This is a genomic window from Brevundimonas sp. AVps7, assembly GCF_058681545.1.
In genome coordinates, this window is the sequence record NZ_CM178742.1 from 2,953,105 (window position 1) to 2,966,946 (window position 13,842).

16 protein-coding genes are annotated in these 13,842 nt (G+C 67.5%); 3 read left to right on the plus strand and 13 right to left on the minus strand.

Going from position 1 to position 13,842, the window contains the following annotated elements:
- Nucleotides 1-16: 16 nt before the first annotated feature.
- Nucleotides 17-271: a GlsB/YeaQ/YmgE family stress response membrane protein gene (locus tag ACW17Y_RS14730; protein ID WP_298161310.1), complete on the minus strand. Its 255-nt coding sequence runs from the start codon at nucleotides 269-271 to the stop codon at nucleotides 17-19.
- Nucleotides 272-465: 194 nt separating this feature from the next.
- Here ACW17Y_RS14730 and ACW17Y_RS14735 point away from each other — a divergent pair, with 194 nt between their 5' ends.
- Both ACW17Y_RS14735 and hisN read left to right on the plus strand, forming a co-directional pair.
- Nucleotides 466-852, plus strand: coding sequence for a helix-turn-helix domain-containing protein (locus tag ACW17Y_RS14735; protein WP_492036421.1), 387 nt, complete (start codon nucleotides 466-468; stop codon nucleotides 850-852).
- 116 nt (nucleotides 853-968) lie between these two features.
- Nucleotides 969-1,754 carry a histidinol-phosphatase gene (gene hisN / locus ACW17Y_RS14740; protein ID WP_492036422.1) on the plus strand — a complete coding sequence of 262 codons (786 nt, stop codon included), beginning with the start codon at nucleotides 969-971 and terminating at the stop codon, nucleotides 1,752-1,754.
- Between the two features lie 17 nt (nucleotides 1,755-1,771).
- On the opposite strand, the gene ACW17Y_RS14745 is transcribed toward hisN, so the two are convergent.
- Nucleotides 1,772-2,386 carry a DUF1134 domain-containing protein gene (locus ACW17Y_RS14745; RefSeq protein ID WP_492036423.1) on the minus strand — a complete coding sequence of 205 codons (615 nt, stop codon included), beginning with the start codon at nucleotides 2,384-2,386 and terminating at the stop codon, nucleotides 1,772-1,774.
- Nucleotides 2,387-2,511: 125 nt separating this feature from the next.
- On the opposite strand from ACW17Y_RS14745, the gene ACW17Y_RS14750 reads away from it, so the two are divergent.
- Complete coding sequence (locus ACW17Y_RS14750) at nucleotides 2,512-3,057, plus strand: hypothetical protein (protein ID WP_492036424.1); 546 nt, start codon at nucleotides 2,512-2,514, stop codon at nucleotides 3,055-3,057.
- Between the two features lie 26 nt (nucleotides 3,058-3,083).
- Here ACW17Y_RS14750 and ACW17Y_RS14755 read toward each other — a convergent pair whose 3' ends face one another.
- The 11 genes from ACW17Y_RS14755 to ACW17Y_RS14805 all read right to left on the minus strand — a co-directional run bounded on the left by ACW17Y_RS14755 (nucleotide 3,084) and on the right by ACW17Y_RS14805 (nucleotide 13,682).
- On the minus strand, nucleotides 3,084-3,620 hold the full coding sequence (locus ACW17Y_RS14755) for a TIGR00645 family protein (protein WP_492036425.1): 537 nt from the start codon (nucleotides 3,618-3,620) through the stop codon (nucleotides 3,084-3,086).
- A gap of 55 nt (nucleotides 3,621-3,675) precedes the next feature.
- The gene (gene pheT / locus ACW17Y_RS14760) at nucleotides 3,676-6,105 is read right to left on the minus strand and encodes a phenylalanine--tRNA ligase subunit beta (protein WP_492036426.1); all 2,430 of its coding nucleotides are present in this window, start codon (nucleotides 6,103-6,105) and stop codon (nucleotides 3,676-3,678) included.
- 36 nt (nucleotides 6,106-6,141) lie between these two features.
- On the minus strand, nucleotides 6,142-6,558 hold the full coding sequence (locus ACW17Y_RS14765; protein WP_492036427.1) for a hypothetical protein: 417 nt from the start codon (nucleotides 6,556-6,558) through the stop codon (nucleotides 6,142-6,144).
- Nucleotides 6,555-6,944, minus strand: a complete 390-nt coding sequence (locus tag ACW17Y_RS14770) for a hypothetical protein (protein ID WP_492036428.1) — start codon at nucleotides 6,942-6,944, stop codon at nucleotides 6,555-6,557. The genes ACW17Y_RS14765 and ACW17Y_RS14770 overlap by 4 nt, the downstream gene beginning before the upstream one ends.
- Nucleotides 6,944-7,351, minus strand: coding sequence for a hypothetical protein (locus ACW17Y_RS14775; protein WP_492036429.1), 408 nt, complete (start codon nucleotides 7,349-7,351; stop codon nucleotides 6,944-6,946). Before ACW17Y_RS14775 ends, ACW17Y_RS14770 begins: the two co-directional genes overlap by 1 nt.
- A gap of 19 nt (nucleotides 7,352-7,370) precedes the next feature.
- A complete protein-coding gene (gene pheS, locus ACW17Y_RS14780; RefSeq protein WP_492036430.1) occupies nucleotides 7,371-8,459 on the minus strand; it encodes a phenylalanine--tRNA ligase subunit alpha in 1,089 nt (362 codons plus the stop codon).
- Between the two features lie 59 nt (nucleotides 8,460-8,518).
- The gene (locus tag ACW17Y_RS14785) at nucleotides 8,519-9,508 is read right to left on the minus strand and encodes a polysaccharide deacetylase family protein (protein ID WP_492036431.1); all 990 of its coding nucleotides are present in this window, start codon (nucleotides 9,506-9,508) and stop codon (nucleotides 8,519-8,521) included.
- 104 nt (nucleotides 9,509-9,612) lie between these two features.
- Complete coding sequence (gene rplT / locus ACW17Y_RS14790) at nucleotides 9,613-9,966, minus strand: 50S ribosomal protein L20 (protein WP_492036432.1); 354 nt, start codon at nucleotides 9,964-9,966, stop codon at nucleotides 9,613-9,615.
- Between the two features lie 54 nt (nucleotides 9,967-10,020).
- A complete protein-coding gene (rpmI, locus tag ACW17Y_RS14795) occupies nucleotides 10,021-10,218 on the minus strand; it encodes a 50S ribosomal protein L35 (RefSeq protein WP_426027031.1) in 198 nt (65 codons plus the stop codon).
- A gap of 159 nt (nucleotides 10,219-10,377) precedes the next feature.
- On the minus strand, nucleotides 10,378-11,673 hold the full coding sequence (locus ACW17Y_RS14800; protein ID WP_492036433.1) for an MFS transporter: 1,296 nt from the start codon (nucleotides 11,671-11,673) through the stop codon (nucleotides 10,378-10,380).
- A gap of 44 nt (nucleotides 11,674-11,717) precedes the next feature.
- Nucleotides 11,718-13,682 carry an alpha/beta hydrolase family protein gene (locus ACW17Y_RS14805; protein WP_492036434.1) on the minus strand — a complete coding sequence of 655 codons (1,965 nt, stop codon included), beginning with the start codon at nucleotides 13,680-13,682 and terminating at the stop codon, nucleotides 11,718-11,720.
- Nucleotides 13,683-13,842 lie beyond the last annotated feature (160 nt).

Below are 13,842 nucleotides of genomic sequence, written 5' to 3' on the forward strand. Positions count from 1 at the left end.
GTCCGTAAGAGACGGATCAGGCGCGACGCTTGACCAGACCCAGCAGGAACAGCAGCAGGACGGCGCCGCCGAACGCGACCAGAAGGGTCACGAGGTTGAAGCCGCCGACCGCCAGGCCGAGCAGGTTGCCGGCGATGAAACCGCCGAGCAGGGCGCCGATGACGCCGACGATCAGATTGGTGACGAGGCCGTGGTTACGACCCATGACCTTTTCCGCGAGCCAGCCGGCGACGATGCCGATGACGATCCAGCCGATAATTCCGAGACCCATAGTTCGATTCCTTCCAAAGCTTAGGTGGCCAGATAATGCGCGTCTGCGGCAGAGGTTGCCTGCCCATGATGCAAGAGTTCCACGACCCGCGTTCGGCATCGCTCGCCCGTCACGGGAAGACGGCATGGTCGTTGCGGCAGTTCAGGCGAGCCGTGCCGCTTTGGCACAGCCCGCTAGATCAAGGGGACTGGGCAATGGCCACCGATATCGACCTTCACCTGGGGCGCCGCCTGCGCCGTCGTCGTCGCCTGCTGGGGCTGACGCAACAACAGCTGGCCATCCAGGTCGGCATCCGCTTCCAGCAGATCCAGAAATACGAGTGCGGCGCGAACCGCATCTCGGCGGCGCGCCTGTGGCAGCTGTCCGAAGCGCTCGAGACGCCGATCAGCTATTTCTACGACGGCCTGGCCGAAGCCATGGAACGCAAGGAACAGGTGGGCGCCAACGGCGGCGAGATGTTTTCCCGCAAAGAAACCCTCGACCTGATCCAGGCCTACTACCAGCTGGGCGAGCGTCCGCGCCGTCGCCTTCTGGACCTGGCCAAGTCGCTGCACACGGAAGGGGAAGCGGTCGCTTCCTGATCTTAAGGGCGCTAACGCTCGCGACGCGGTCGCTCACTACTTGAGCGCAGTGTTGCCGACTGGAGTTGCGCGCTTGGTGATGACGCGAGGGGGCGGCGTCTGTATGCCCTCCGCTCATGACCGAATTTGAATCCTTCGCCGTCGAACTGGCCGCCGAGGCCGCCAGGGTGACCCTGCCGTTCTTCAGAGGCGACTACGCCGAGGAGAACAAGGCGGGCCCCGGCGCCTTCGATCCGGTCACCGAGGCGGACAAGGGTGCGGAAGCCGCGATCCGCAAGCTTATCGCGGCCCGATACCCCGACCACGGGGTGATCGGCGAGGAGTATGGAGAAGACCGACCGGACGCAGAACACGTCTGGATCCTGGACCCCATCGACGGGACGCGCGCCTTTATCGCCGGCCTGCCGTTGTGGACGACCCTGATTGCACTCTCGGTCGGTGGACGATCCACCGTCGGCGCCATCTCCCAGCCGTACATCGGCGAACTGTTCCTGGGCGGGCCTTCGGGCGCCGTCCTGATGAGCCGGGGCGAAACGCGGGCTATCCGCGTGCGCTCTTGCGAGAAACTGACCGATGCGGTCATCGCCACGACCGCGCCGGAGATCTTCACGGGCCCCGAACTGGGCGCCTGGACCCAGGTGATGGCGGCCGCGCGGCTGGCCCGCTACGGCTGCGACGCCTATGCCTACGCCATGCTGGCCATGGGCCGGATCGACATGGTCGCCGAGACGGGCCTGAAGCAGTGGGACTGGTCGGCCCTGATCCCGGTCGTCGAGGCGGCCGGCGGCGAGGTCACCAACTGGCGCGGCGAGGCCGTGTCAGGCGACGGGCGGATCATCGCCGTCGGCGACCCCCGCGTTCGTGAACAGGCCCTGGTGGCGTTCCGGCGCGGGACGAACTAGCCGCCCCGCAATACTCTCTAGAACGGCAGCAGGTTGCGCTGGCGGCTGTAGGCCATGGTGCCGACGTTGGCGCCGAGGCGCAGGCCGACACCGGTGCGGACCGGGGCCAGGACGATGCCGTCGGCGCGCTGATAGTTCACGCCCAGGCCGCCGATCAGATAGGCCGTGCCCTCGATGCCCGGATAGCGACGGTAGATCGCGTCGGGCGAATACAGGCCATAGACCAGGGTGAAGACCCGGCTGGCGTTGCCGCCGATGTCCCAGCCGATCGAGGTTCCCTGCCAGAACACTTCCTGCGAGGCGGAGTGGTCCTTCATGTGAAGCGCGCCGCGGCCGTAGCGCAGGCCGATGACGGCGGCGCCGGCGCCCTCTTCGCCCGCGATATAGGCGGTGGGGGCGTCGCCCTGGTCGCGGAAGATGCGTTCGATGGCCGACCCCATGGCCTCGGCGGCGATGCCCAGTTCGCGCGAGCCGGCGGCGACCAGTTCATCGGCCGTATAGGCCTGGGCGTTGGCGTCCGAGGCGATCGGGTAGTTCGGCTCCGTCGGCTGGCGCGGGGTCGTGGCGCAGGCGCCGAGCGCGGTCGTGGCGGCGGCGGCGAAACCGGTCTGGATCAGGTGGCGGCGGTGCATGGCGGTGTCCTGAAAGAGGTGCGGCCCGTTCCCCTGAGCCTGATTCCAGAGTCGCCGGGCTTTGCGTCAGCCTTGGGGCGGCAAGGTTAACGAGAGGTTGCGGTTTCGGTCTCTATAATGGTGCGATGGAGCTGCCCCTGATCCCCGACCGCGAGTGCGGTCCCTGCGTCGAATGCTGCCGGTTCATTCCGCTGGACCTGCCCGAGCTGTCGAAGCCGACGGGGCGGCTGTGCGGCTATTGCGTCGACGGGGCCGGATGTTCGGTTCACGCCGTGCGGCCCCAGACCTGCCGGACCTGGTTCTGCGTCTGGCGGGTGGTGGAGCTGTCAGACGACTGGCGGCCGGATCTCAGCGGGATCATCGTGCGGCCGGACGGCCTGCTGACCGGGGAGATGACCCTGTATGTGGTGCGACGGACCGATTTCCTGAAGTCGAACGCGCTATTCGACACTGTGGCGCAGTGGCTGTCGGAGGGGCTCCGGCTGGCGATCAGCGTGCCGGGACCGGTCGGGACCCTGCCGGTGCGGGCGGAGGTGACGGACTATCTGCTGCCAGCGGTGGCGTCGGGGGATGACGGGCTGTTCCAGGACCTCTTCGAGCGCTGCCTGGTCGCGCTCGAGGCCCATGAGTTCGAGGCGGACGGGATCGAAGAGCGGTACGCTGTGGTGTGATCCCTCTCCCGGCGGGAGAGGGTTAGTCAGTGCTTGTCGGTCTTGCTCGTCAGCCAGTCCATCAGGGCCAGCATGACGCCGGAGACGACGAAGGTCAGGTGGATGACGACGCCCCAAAGAGCCTCGACCTGGTTGATCCCTCCGCCCTCGGAGAAATTCATGAAGAATTTCAACAGCTGAATGCCCGAGATGGCCACGATCGAGGCGATCAGCTTCATTTTCAGGCCCGAGAAATCGACGGTGCCCATCCACGGCGGACGATCCGTCTCGCCGTCCAGGTCCAGCTTGGAGACGAAGTTTTCGTAGCCCGAGAACATCACGATCAGCAGCAGATTGCCGGCCAGGGACAGGTCCACCAGCGACAGCACGGCCAGGATGACGTCGTTGGAGCTCATGCCATGGCCGCCCGCGAAGGCCTGGGGCACATAGTAGATCAGCTCGCGCACGAAGACGACGAGCAGCATCAGAAGCGCCGCCGCCAGACCGACGTAGAAGGGCGCCATCAGCCAGCGCGAGCGGAACAGCAGGCGTTCGAACGCCGTCTCGAGCCTCGGCTTGGTCATGCGATCCCCCTCCGTCCCGTCCGTTCTGGCCGAAACAGCGCGAGGGGATCAAGGCCTAGCTTCGAAGCGTGGCCCCCAGCTTGCCGGCCGCGGCGACGACCCTGGCCGAGAGGGCCTCGATCTCGACCTCGGTCAGGGTGGCCTCGCGGGGCTGGACGACGACCTCAAGAGCCACCGATTTGGAGCCCTCCGGCACGCCGGCGCCGCGATAGACATCGAACACCCGGACCTCGGCGATCAGGGTCTTGTCGGCACCCTGGACGGCGCGGACGAGGTCGCCCGCCGCCTTCGCGTCCTCGACCACGAAGGCGAAGTCGCGGGTCAGGGGCATGAGGTTGGGCAGGTCGGCGACGCCCTTCGACTTGGTCGCGCCAGCCCTGGCCTTGGGCTCCGGCACAGAATCGAGCACGATCTCGAAGGCCAGGATGGGGCCGTCGGCGTCGAGGGCCTTGAGCACGCGCGGATGGACGGCGCCGAACTCGGCGACGATGGTTTTGGGACCCAGCTGCAGTCGGGCGGAACGGCCCGGGTGCCACCAGTCGCGGTTCTGACCTTGCGCCAGTTGCAGCGAGGCGGTCGGGGCGCCGATGGCGTCGAGCACCGCGATCAGGTCGGCCTTGAGCGTGAACAGGGCGTCGTCGCCCTGGCCGGTCCAGCTGCGGGCGGCTCGCGGCGAGATCAGGCCGGCGATGACGGTGCGCTGGTCGTTGGGCTGGTCGCCCGGATAGATGGGACCGATCTCGAACAGGGCGACGTCGCCGTGCCCGCGCGCGGCGTTGCGGGCCGCCGCCTGGATCAGGTTCGGCAGGGCCGAGGGGCGCATGCAGTCGAGGTCGGAGGCGATGGGGTTCTCGACCAGCAACCGCTCGTCGCCGCCGCCGAACAGGACCGCCGTCGATTGCCTGATGAAGGACCAGGTGACGGCCTCGGAATAGCCGAGCGCCGCCAGGGCGCGACGGGCGACGCGGACGCGGGCCTGACGCGGGTTGAGCACGCCCTTCGACGGCGCGCCCTGATCCGGAAGCGGCGTATTGGGCAGATGCTGGAAGCCGTGGATGCGGGCGACCTCTTCGACGAGATCGGCCTTGCCCTCGACGTCGCGACGCCAGGACGGCGGGGTGACGATCCAGGGCTTGTCCGAACCGGCGGGGGCGGCCTGAACGAGGAAGCCCAACTGGCCCAGGATGGTGCCGATGCGGTCGTCCTCGAGATCCATGCCCGAGAGCTGTTTCACATAGGCGGGGTCGAAGGCGAACGGAGCAGGGTTGGCTGGATGCTCGCCCGCCAGCACGATCTCGGACGGCTCGCCGCCGCAGAGGTCGAGGATCAGCCGGGTCGCCAGCTCGAGGCCGGGGACGACCGAGGCCGGATCGACGCCGCGCGCGAAACGGTACTGTGCGTCGGAGTTCAGCGACAGCGTCCGGCCGGTCTGGGCCGTGACGATGGGGTCGAAGCAGGCGCATTCCAGGAAGACATCGACCGTCTCGTCGGAACAGCCGGTCGATTCGCCGCCCATGGCGCCGCCGAGGCCGATGGGCCGTTCACCGCCCGCGTCGGCGATGACGCAGATGGCCGGATCCATGGCGTAGGTCTTGCCGTCCAGCCCAATCACATGCTCGGGCTCGCCGGTGTTGGACGATACCTGTCCACCGCGCACAATAATCTCGCCGCCCACCAGTTTGGCGGCGTCATAGACATGCGCCGGGCGACAGCGGTCGTAGGCCATCAGGTTGGTGACATCGACCAGTCGGCTGATCGAACGCAGGCCGATGGCAGTCAGCCGCCGCTGCAGCCATTCGGGCGAGGGGCCGTTCGTCACGCCCCGGATCAGGCGTCCGGCGTAGACCGGACACATCTCTGGCGCCTCGATCCGCACCGATATCGGCGACTGGAAACCGCCCTTCACCGTGGCGATGTCGTAGTGCTTCAGCTTGCCGACCCCGGCGGCGGCCAGGTCGCGGGCGATGCCGGCGACGCCCAGCCAGTCGGGACGGTTGGGAGTAACCTCGAAGTCGATGACCGGCTCGGCGCCGAACAGTTTGGCCACAGGCGTGCCGACCGGGATCTCCGGCGGCAGTTCCTGGATGCCGTCGCTCTCGTCGGCCAGTTGCAGCTCGGAGGCCGAGCACAGCATGCCGTTCGAGACCACGCCGCGCACCGGCTTCTCGACCAGGGTGACGCCGAGGCCGGGCACGTATGCGCCGATGGGGGCGTAGATGGTGGTGAGCCCTGCGCGCGCGTTCGGGGCGCCGCAGACGATTTCCTTCATCCCGTCGATGGTCTCGACCTGGCAGACCTGCAGACGGTCGGCGTTCGGGTGCTGTGCCGCCGAGACGATCTTCGCCACGGTGAATGGGACCAGGGCCGCGGCCGGGTCGGCGACATGCTCGACCTCCAGCCCGGCCATGGTCATGGCCTCAGCGATCGCGTGGACGTCGGCGTCCGTTTCCAGATGGTCCTTGAGCCAGGACAGGGTGAATTTCACGGGATCAGGCTTTCGGTGAAGTCGAGTGCGGGCGCGTCAGCCGACGCTCTTGATGGCGAGGATTTCGCTGAGGATCTGTTCGTTTCCGGTGAAGCCCAGGGCGTGGAACTCGCAATTCTGGAAGCTGCAGTTGATCACCGGGATCGCGCCGATGGCCATGTTGCGCACCGGGCGCAGCACCAGATTGCCGATGTCGCCCTTTGACTCGCCGAAGTTGACCGCATCGAAGGTCGTGCCGGGCAGGACCAGCATGATTGCCGGACCCTCGATGCGGCAGCCGGTGAAGGTGATGCCGTCGATCATCGACCGACCGGTCCGCAGGTGGTGGCCGAACAGATCGTACAGCGCCATGTCCTCGTTGACGAAGGCGCGCCTGGACAGATCGGCTGTGATGTTCAGGGGGCGACCAAGGCCGATCATCGGCATGCCGCCTGCGGGACCCGTGACGCTCATGCCGCCGACCTCACGCCGAGAAGGTCGTTCAGGACGGGTTCGGGGCCGGTGAAGCCGACGTTCCAGAACTCGCAACCTTCGAACAGGGTGTCGCGGAACGGCACGGTGCCGAGAGCGCGGGCGCCGGTGGGGCGCAGAACCAGATTGCGCATGTCGCCGTCCGGGTCGCCGAAATTGCAGTCGTCGAACCGCACGCCCGAGGACACCAGCATGACCGCCGGCCCCTGGATGCGGCAACCCCGGAAGGTGCGGCCCTCGATCACGCCCAGCATGGCGCCATGGTTGGCGGTATGGAGCTCATAGAGGTTCAGATCCTGATCCTCGAACACCGTCGCGGTCAGGTCCCGGGCGACGTTCAGGTCGCGGGTGATCGGCAGGCGGGACATCAGTTCTTGCCCACGTCGGAGACGGCGCGGGCCGAGACCAGCTCGGCGGCCATCTGATCCACGCTGGCGGTATGACCGGTGAAACCGACCTGAACGAAGCGGCAGCGCACAAACCTGGTGTCCGCGAAACCGACGGCGCCGATAAGGATCGGTCCCTGGCCCTTGTAGAACAGGGACGTCGGGTCGTTGGCGACGCCCATGTTGCAGCCGTCGAAGGTCACGCCGCCGACCAGAGCCATCACCGCCGGCCCCTCGATCACGCAGTCGGTGAAGGTCTTGCCCCGGATCACAGGATCGCCGGCGTTCAGCTGATGCACGGCCATGAGCGGAAGCCAGACGGCCTCCTTCTCGAAGGCTGTGCGCGCGGTCAGGTCGCGGCCGTAGGTCTCGGACAGGATGTCGGTCATGAGGTCAGCTCGTGGGGGATCAGCTCAGGCCGGAGGCCGGATTGGGGGCGGCGAAGGCGGAGAAGCCGTAGTGGGCCAGCCAGCGGATGTCGGCCTCGAACATCGGACGCAGGTCGGGGACGCCGTACTTCAGCATCGCCATGCGGTCGACGCCCATGCCGAAGGCGAAGCCCTGCCACTCGTCCGGGTCGATGCCGGATTGGCGGAGCACATTGGGATGGACCATGCCGCAGCCGAGGATCTCGAGCCAGTCGTCGCCCTCGTTGAGCACCAGCTTGCCACCGGAGCGGTCGCAGCGGATGTCCATCTCGGCCGAGGGTTCGGTGAAGGGGAAGTGGTGCGGGCGGAAACGGGCGTCGACGCCGTCCAGCTCGAAGAACCGTGCGACGAAGGTTTCCAGGGTCGTCTTCAGGTGACCCATGTGGATGTCCTTGCCGATCACCAGACCCTCGATCTGGTGGAACATCGGGGTGTGGGTCGCGTCGGAATCCTTCCGGAAGGTCCGGCCGGGCGCGATGATGCGGATCGGCGGCGACTGCGACAGCATGGTCCGGATCTGCACCGGCGAGGTGTGGGTACGCAGGACCTTGCGCTCGCCCGTCTCGGAGTCGGGCTTCAGGAAGAAGGTGTCGTGCATCTCCCGCGCCGGATGTTTGGGCGGGAAGTTCAGGGCGGTGAAGTTGTGAAAGTCGTCCTCGATGTCCGGGCCTTCGGCGACGGCGAAGCCCATCTCGGCGAACAGGGCGATCATCTCGTCCATGACCTGCATGGTCGGATGGACCCCGCCCTTGCGACGCGGACGGGCCGGCAGGGTCAGGTCGATACGCTCGGACAAGAGGCGGGCGTCGAGTTCGGCGGCCTCCAGTTCGGCCTTCTTCGCGGCGATGGCGGCGGCGACCCGGTCGCGCAGGCCGTTGATCATCGGCCCCTGTTCGCGGCGCTCGTCGGGGCTCATGGCGCCCATGCCCTTGAGCAGGCCCGAGATCGTTCCGGTCTTGCCGAGGGCCGCCACGCGCACGGCCTCGACCTCGGCGACGGTGGTCGCGGAGCCGATGGCGTTGATCAGTTCGAGTTCGAGGGAGGCGAGGGGCGCTGACGAGTCTGGCATGGTGCGGACCGTCTAGCGGCCCGAGGCGCATTCGTCACGTCCGCCGGGGCGGAAAGCCGTCAGGGCGTCGCGGCGCCTGCCGCGATGGCGGCGGCGAGGTCCTCGACCGTGCCCGCGTTGGCCGCGACGATCCAGGCCGGCGGGTCGGGCTCCCAGCGGATCGGGCGGCCGTCAGTCTGGGTCCAGCGATGCAGCCAGGAGATGCCGTTCCTGCGCACATAGGTGTCGGCGTGGGCGTAGATCGGGTCCTCCAGGGCCTGGTCCAGGGTCACGAACGCATAGCCGCGCGCCCGATAGAGGGCGTCGATCTGCGGATACCAGTCGCGGTTCAGGGTCGAGGCGTGCAGCAGCAGGATCTGCGCCGGTTCGCGCCCGCCCACGATCTCGACGCCATAGGGTTCGAAATGGTCGAGCACGGTAGTCATGAAGGCGACATAGGCCTCGCCGACCCGCTGTTTCAGGGCCTCGTCGCCCAGCTGCTCGGCCTTGCGGTAGACGTCGGCGAACATCCAGTCGACGTTGTCGATCGTCACCGGGGCGATCGTGTAGCCGCGCTCGGTCAGGCCCGCCGCGATGGCGTCGTGCTTCTCCGGGGTGTCGCCGGTGAAAAGATACGGGTGCCGGAAGTACCGCAGGGCGCGGCCCCGCGCCTCGAGAGCGGTGCGCAGCGCCGGAGCGCCCGCATCGACGTCGGCGAGATACGCGTCGGGCGTGATCCGGTGGATGTTGACGTGGTGGGCCGTGTGGTTGCCCAGGTCGATGCCCGCGTCGAGCCAGGCGTTCAGGACTTCGGGCAGCAGGGTTGCGGCCTGCGCCTCGCACACCTTGCCGGTGTTGACGAAGGCCGTAGCGCGGCTGCCCAGCGGCTCGAGCATGGCGAGGAAGTCGCGCGTCAGGGCCATGACCTGGACCGGATCGCACAGGGCCTCGGCGGTCGCCTGATAGGGCAGGTCGTCGAAAGTGACGGCCACGGTGCGGGTCTGGGCCATCGCAGGCGCGCCGACCAGCAGGGCGGCGACGAGGCCGGGGATCAGGCGTCTGGACAGCATGGGCGGCTCCGCTCTCGTGGAGACCCTAGCGCCGCCGCGCGGAAACGAAAACGCCCGCCCCGGTGACCGGAGCGGGCGCTTCATATCGTCGGTGACGACAGGTCTTACTTCAGGGCTTCGCGCACCTTGGCGGCGATTTCCGAGAAGCCGACGCCGTCCATGGCGATCGCGGCCAGAACCTTGCGGTCGAGCTCGATGCCGGCCTTGCCCAGGCCGTGGATGAACTGCGAGTAGGTGAAGCCTTCCTGACGGGCGGCGGCGTTGATGCGCTGGATCCACAGGGCGCGGAAGTTGCGCTTGTTAACGCGACGGTCGCGATAGGCGTATTGCCCGGCGCGATCGACGGCGGCCTTGGCCGTGCGGATGGTGTTCTTGCGGCGACCCGAGAAGCCCTTGGCCTGTTCGAGAACCTTCTTGTGACGGGCGTGGGAAACTACGCCCCGTTTGACGCGAGCCATGTCGCTATCCTTTCAAATTCAATACGATGAGGAGATCAGGTCTGCCGGCGCCGATCAGGCGTAGGGCATGTAGGACTTGATCTTCTTGGCGTCGGCGGCGGCCATCAGAGACGTGCCGCGGTTCTGGCGGATGTATTTGGAGTTGTGGCTGATCAAGCGGTGACGCTTGCCCGCAACCCCGGCCTTAACCTTGCCCGTCGCGGTGAATTTGAAGCGCTTTTTGGCGCCAGACTTAGTCTTGAGCTTCGGCATTTTCTCTCTCTATCTTTGAGAGGGCTACCGCCTATCGGCTACGTGAGCCCATGGGAGGTAACCCCGATTAAGAACCGCCCAGGCATGCCTGTTAGCCCGGCGGTTCGGTACGCGAAGGCGCGGCTAGTAGGGGAAGCGGCGCTCAAAGGCAAGCGGAGTCTAGTCGGCGGGGACCGCAGCGGCAGCCTGGCCGCGCCTTAGCGCCCTCCCCGCGTTGATGGCGATGATGGCCGCCGGGACCGTGAGGGCCGCGCCGACGAGGAAAGGCCAGTCGTGGCCGAGGCCCGAGAACAGGGCTCCGGCGAACAACGGGCCGAAGATGCGGGCGATCGAGCCCACAGCCATGTTCAGTCCCAGCATGGCGCCCTGACGGTCGGGCGGCGTCGCCCGGGAGATCATGGCCGAGATGTTGGGCATGGCCATCGACATGCCGCAGGCCCCCAACGCCATGATGACCGGAATGCTCCAGCCCTGGACGATCGGCAGGGTGAAGGCGCCGAGATCGAGGCGGAAGGCCGGGAACCAGGCGACAGGGGCGATCACCTGAAGCACCAGCGACGCGCCGAACAGCAACATGCCGGTCGCCAGCACCCGGGTCTCGCCGAACCGTTTAGCCAGCTTGCCGGTGAAGACGCCCTGGTTCAGGGCCGAGACGATGCCGACGATCATGAAGCTGAGCCCCACCTCGCGGGCGCCCCAAGCGTAGCGATCCTCGGCCCACAGGCCGAACACGCTCTCCATCGCCGAGAAGCCGGCCATGTAGATCAGGGTGACCAGCAGCACCCGTGACACGACGGGATCGGCCCGGGCGTCGTGCAGGCCCGACATGAAGCCCGGACGGGGCACGGCAGGATCGGCCTTGGCCCGGCTTTCCTTGAGGAACACCACCACACCGACGGCGGCGAGGGCGGCCAGGGCCGAGGCGACGAAGATCGGCAGCTGATAGCCGATATGTCCCAGTTGCGGCTGGGTCAGGATGCCGCCGAGGCCGGGACCGACGATGAAGCCCATGCCGAAGGCCGCGCCGATCATCCCCATCCGCCCGGCCCGCTCGGCCGGAGGCGTGACGTCGGCGACATAGCCCTGGACCGTCGAGATATTGCCGGCGCCCAGTCCCGTGAACAGCCGCACGGCCACCGCCAGCCAGATGTTCGGCACAAAGGCCAGGGCCAGATAGCCGATCGCGTTGGATACGAGCGTGATCAGCAGCACGGGCTTCCTGCCGATCCGGTCCGACAACCGCCCCCAGAAGGGTTCGGCGAAGAACTGGCCGAGTGAATAGGCCGCGAACATCACGGTGATCTGCCACGGCTCGGCGTTCAGACTCTGGGCGAAGAAGGGCAGCAGCGGCACCACCAGGCCGAACCCGACCAGGTTGATGAAGACGATCAGGAACAGCATCGCCAGCGCCGGAGCCTTGGCTTTCGGTGCGGGATCGGCGGGCGTCTGGGTCATGGGACGCTACTAGGCGGGACGGGGTCCGGCGTCGATGGCCGGGCTCACCGGGCGGGGTTGTGTGTTTCCAGGAAGCGGACGGTCTCCGTCAGCATTCGTCGCCGGGTGTCGGCGCGCGAGAGCCAGTGATCTTCGCCGGTCAGTTCGATGAACTCATAGGGCTTGCCGGCCCGGCGCAGCGCCTCGGCCAGGACGCGACTCTGCGCGATCGGCACGACGGTGTCGTCGCGGCCATGCAAAAGCAGGATCGGGGCGTCGGCGCGCCCCGCCTGGGCCGCCGGGGAGATGGCGTCCAGATCGCGGTCGCCGAGTCGGTCCGCCCCCATGAAGCGGTTCCAGTATCGCACGACCGGAGAGTCGCGACGACCGCCCTGGTCGGCCTCCCACTGCACCATGCCGCGCAGATCCGAGACCCCCGCGACGGAGACGGCGCAGCGGTAGACGCCTGGATCCAGAACAGGCCCGGCCATGGCCGCATAGCCTCCATAGCTGGCTCCGACGATGCAGACCCGGGCCGGATCGATCCAGCCCTGGCCCGCCAGCCAGCGGACGCCATCGGACAGGTCGGTCTGCATCTTGCCCCCCCATTCGCCGTAGCCGGCCTCCAGATGCGCCTTGCCCAGACCGTCCGAGCCGCGGAAGTTCGGCTGGAGCACGACATAGCCGCGCGACGCGAGCGCCTGGGCCCACCAGTCGAAGCCGAGGGTGTCGCGGGCCGCCGGTCCCCCGTACGGGAGCACCACGAGCGGCAGATTCGCGGGTTCGGTCACACCCGGTGGCAGGGTCAGATATCCCGGGATGCTCATGCCGTCGGCGGCGGCGTACTGGACCACCCTCACCTGCCCGACCCGGTCGCCCTGGATATCGGGATAGGCTTCACCGACGATCTCGGCGGTGCGGCGATCAAGATCGACCAGCTGCCAGGTTCCGGAATCGCCCGCCCCCTGGGTAAAGACGATGATCTGGCGTAGGTCGTCCGACCAGGACTGCAGCGTGACCTGCTTGCCCGGGAAGGCGGCGTCGACCGAACGCCACGTCCGCTCCGCCGCAGGGTCCACGAACCGCCAGATCGTCCGCTCGTCCTCGCCCTCGATCCTGGCGCCGATCAGCAGCCGGCTGCGGGGATGATGGACCAGGCCGGTCACCCGGCCCTCGAACGGCAGGGCCGAAATCTCGCCGCTCTGAAGGTTGACGCTGTAGTAGCCCTCCGGCCGGCCGGCGATCTCGCCGGACAGGACGACCTCGTCGGCGGTCTGGCCGAATCCAGCCAGGCTTGGCGTGTCGATGCGCGCATCGGTGCGCCAGACGGTGCGCCAGAAGCCCCCGCGACGCGCCTGCAGTTCCCACTCATCGCCGTCGTAGCGGACGCGCGCCCGCATTTCCCCGCCCTCGTCGAGCAGATAGCCGCCAGCCTGGTCCTGTTCGTGCACCTCGCGGCCGCCCCCGGTCGTCAGATCGACCCTGTAGAGCCCAAGACCACGATAGCCCGAGCCGGACACGGTCAGGGTCGGATCGCCGTCGATCGTGCGCACGATCGGCGCGCCGGAGACCTTGCCGAGTGTACCCTCGGTGCGATTGAGCGATCCGGACGCGCCGTATATGCGGTTCAATGCGATCGCGACGTTACGCGTCGGAATGTCATAGATCGACACGTCGGCGAACTCCGCCCGGCCTATCCCCAGGCTGGCCGCGACCTGTGTGGCGGTGCTGTAGATGTAGACATCGTCCTCGCCGATCCAGCCGATGTCGCGCACCTTCACCTCGCCGGCGCGGACGCCCCCGATCAGCGACATGTCGTTTAGATCGTTGATGATCAGGCTGCGGTCTTCGCCGGTCGTGGCGATGTAGGCCATGCGGTCGCCGCTGCCGGACACCTCGACCAGATCATAGGCGGGAAGGGCGCCGTAGGCCTCGAGCGGGGCTGTCTCCTGCGCCTGAACCGAAAGGCAAGGGACGAGCCCCAGGAACAGGCCTGCGAGACCACCGCGCCAACGATTGCAGACGAACATCGAACCCCCGAAGTTGCAATCTGTCGACCCTACGACCGCGCGGCGCCACCGCAAGCTGAAATTTGAACCGCCCCGGCACGCGCGGCCCCGGCCATCTGAATTTGGGCCGTCCGTAGGCGGACGTTTGTCGTTGAAACTGCTGCAAAAATTTCAAGATTGG

Coding starts and splice junctions, on each gene's coding strand:
- ACW17Y_RS14730 (WP_298161310.1), bottom strand. CDS start 271: ATGGGTCTCGGAATTATCGGCTGGATCGTCATCGGCATCGTCGCCGGC.
- ACW17Y_RS14735 (WP_492036421.1), top strand. CDS start 466: ATGGCCACCGATATCGACCTTCACCTGGGGCGCCGCCTGCGCCGTCGT.
- hisN (WP_492036422.1), top strand. CDS start 969: ATGACCGAATTTGAATCCTTCGCCGTCGAACTGGCCGCCGAGGCCGCC.
- ACW17Y_RS14745 (WP_492036423.1), bottom strand. CDS start 2,386: ATGCACCGCCGCCACCTGATCCAGACCGGTTTCGCCGCCGCCGCCACG.
- ACW17Y_RS14750 (WP_492036424.1), top strand. CDS start 2,512: ATGGAGCTGCCCCTGATCCCCGACCGCGAGTGCGGTCCCTGCGTCGAA.
- ACW17Y_RS14755 (WP_492036425.1), bottom strand. CDS start 3,620: ATGACCAAGCCGAGGCTCGAGACGGCGTTCGAACGCCTGCTGTTCCGC.
- ACW17Y_RS14765 (WP_492036427.1), bottom strand. CDS start 6,558: ATGAGCGTCACGGGTCCCGCAGGCGGCATGCCGATGATCGGCCTTGGT.
- ACW17Y_RS14770 (WP_492036428.1), bottom strand. CDS start 6,944: ATGTCCCGCCTGCCGATCACCCGCGACCTGAACGTCGCCCGGGACCTG.
- ACW17Y_RS14775 (WP_492036429.1), bottom strand. CDS start 7,351: ATGACCGACATCCTGTCCGAGACCTACGGCCGCGACCTGACCGCGCGC.
- pheS (WP_492036430.1), bottom strand. CDS start 8,459: ATGCCAGACTCGTCAGCGCCCCTCGCCTCCCTCGAACTCGAACTGATC.
- ACW17Y_RS14785 (WP_492036431.1), bottom strand. CDS start 9,508: ATGCTGTCCAGACGCCTGATCCCCGGCCTCGTCGCCGCCCTGCTGGTC.
- rplT (WP_492036432.1), bottom strand. CDS start 9,966: ATGGCTCGCGTCAAACGGGGCGTAGTTTCCCACGCCCGTCACAAGAAG.
- rpmI (WP_426027031.1), bottom strand. CDS start 10,218: ATGCCGAAGCTCAAGACTAAGTCTGGCGCCAAAAAGCGCTTCAAATTC.
- ACW17Y_RS14800 (WP_492036433.1), bottom strand. CDS start 11,673: ATGACCCAGACGCCCGCCGATCCCGCACCGAAAGCCAAGGCTCCGGCG.
- ACW17Y_RS14805 (WP_492036434.1), bottom strand. CDS start 13,682: ATGTTCGTCTGCAATCGTTGGCGCGGTGGTCTCGCAGGCCTGTTCCTG.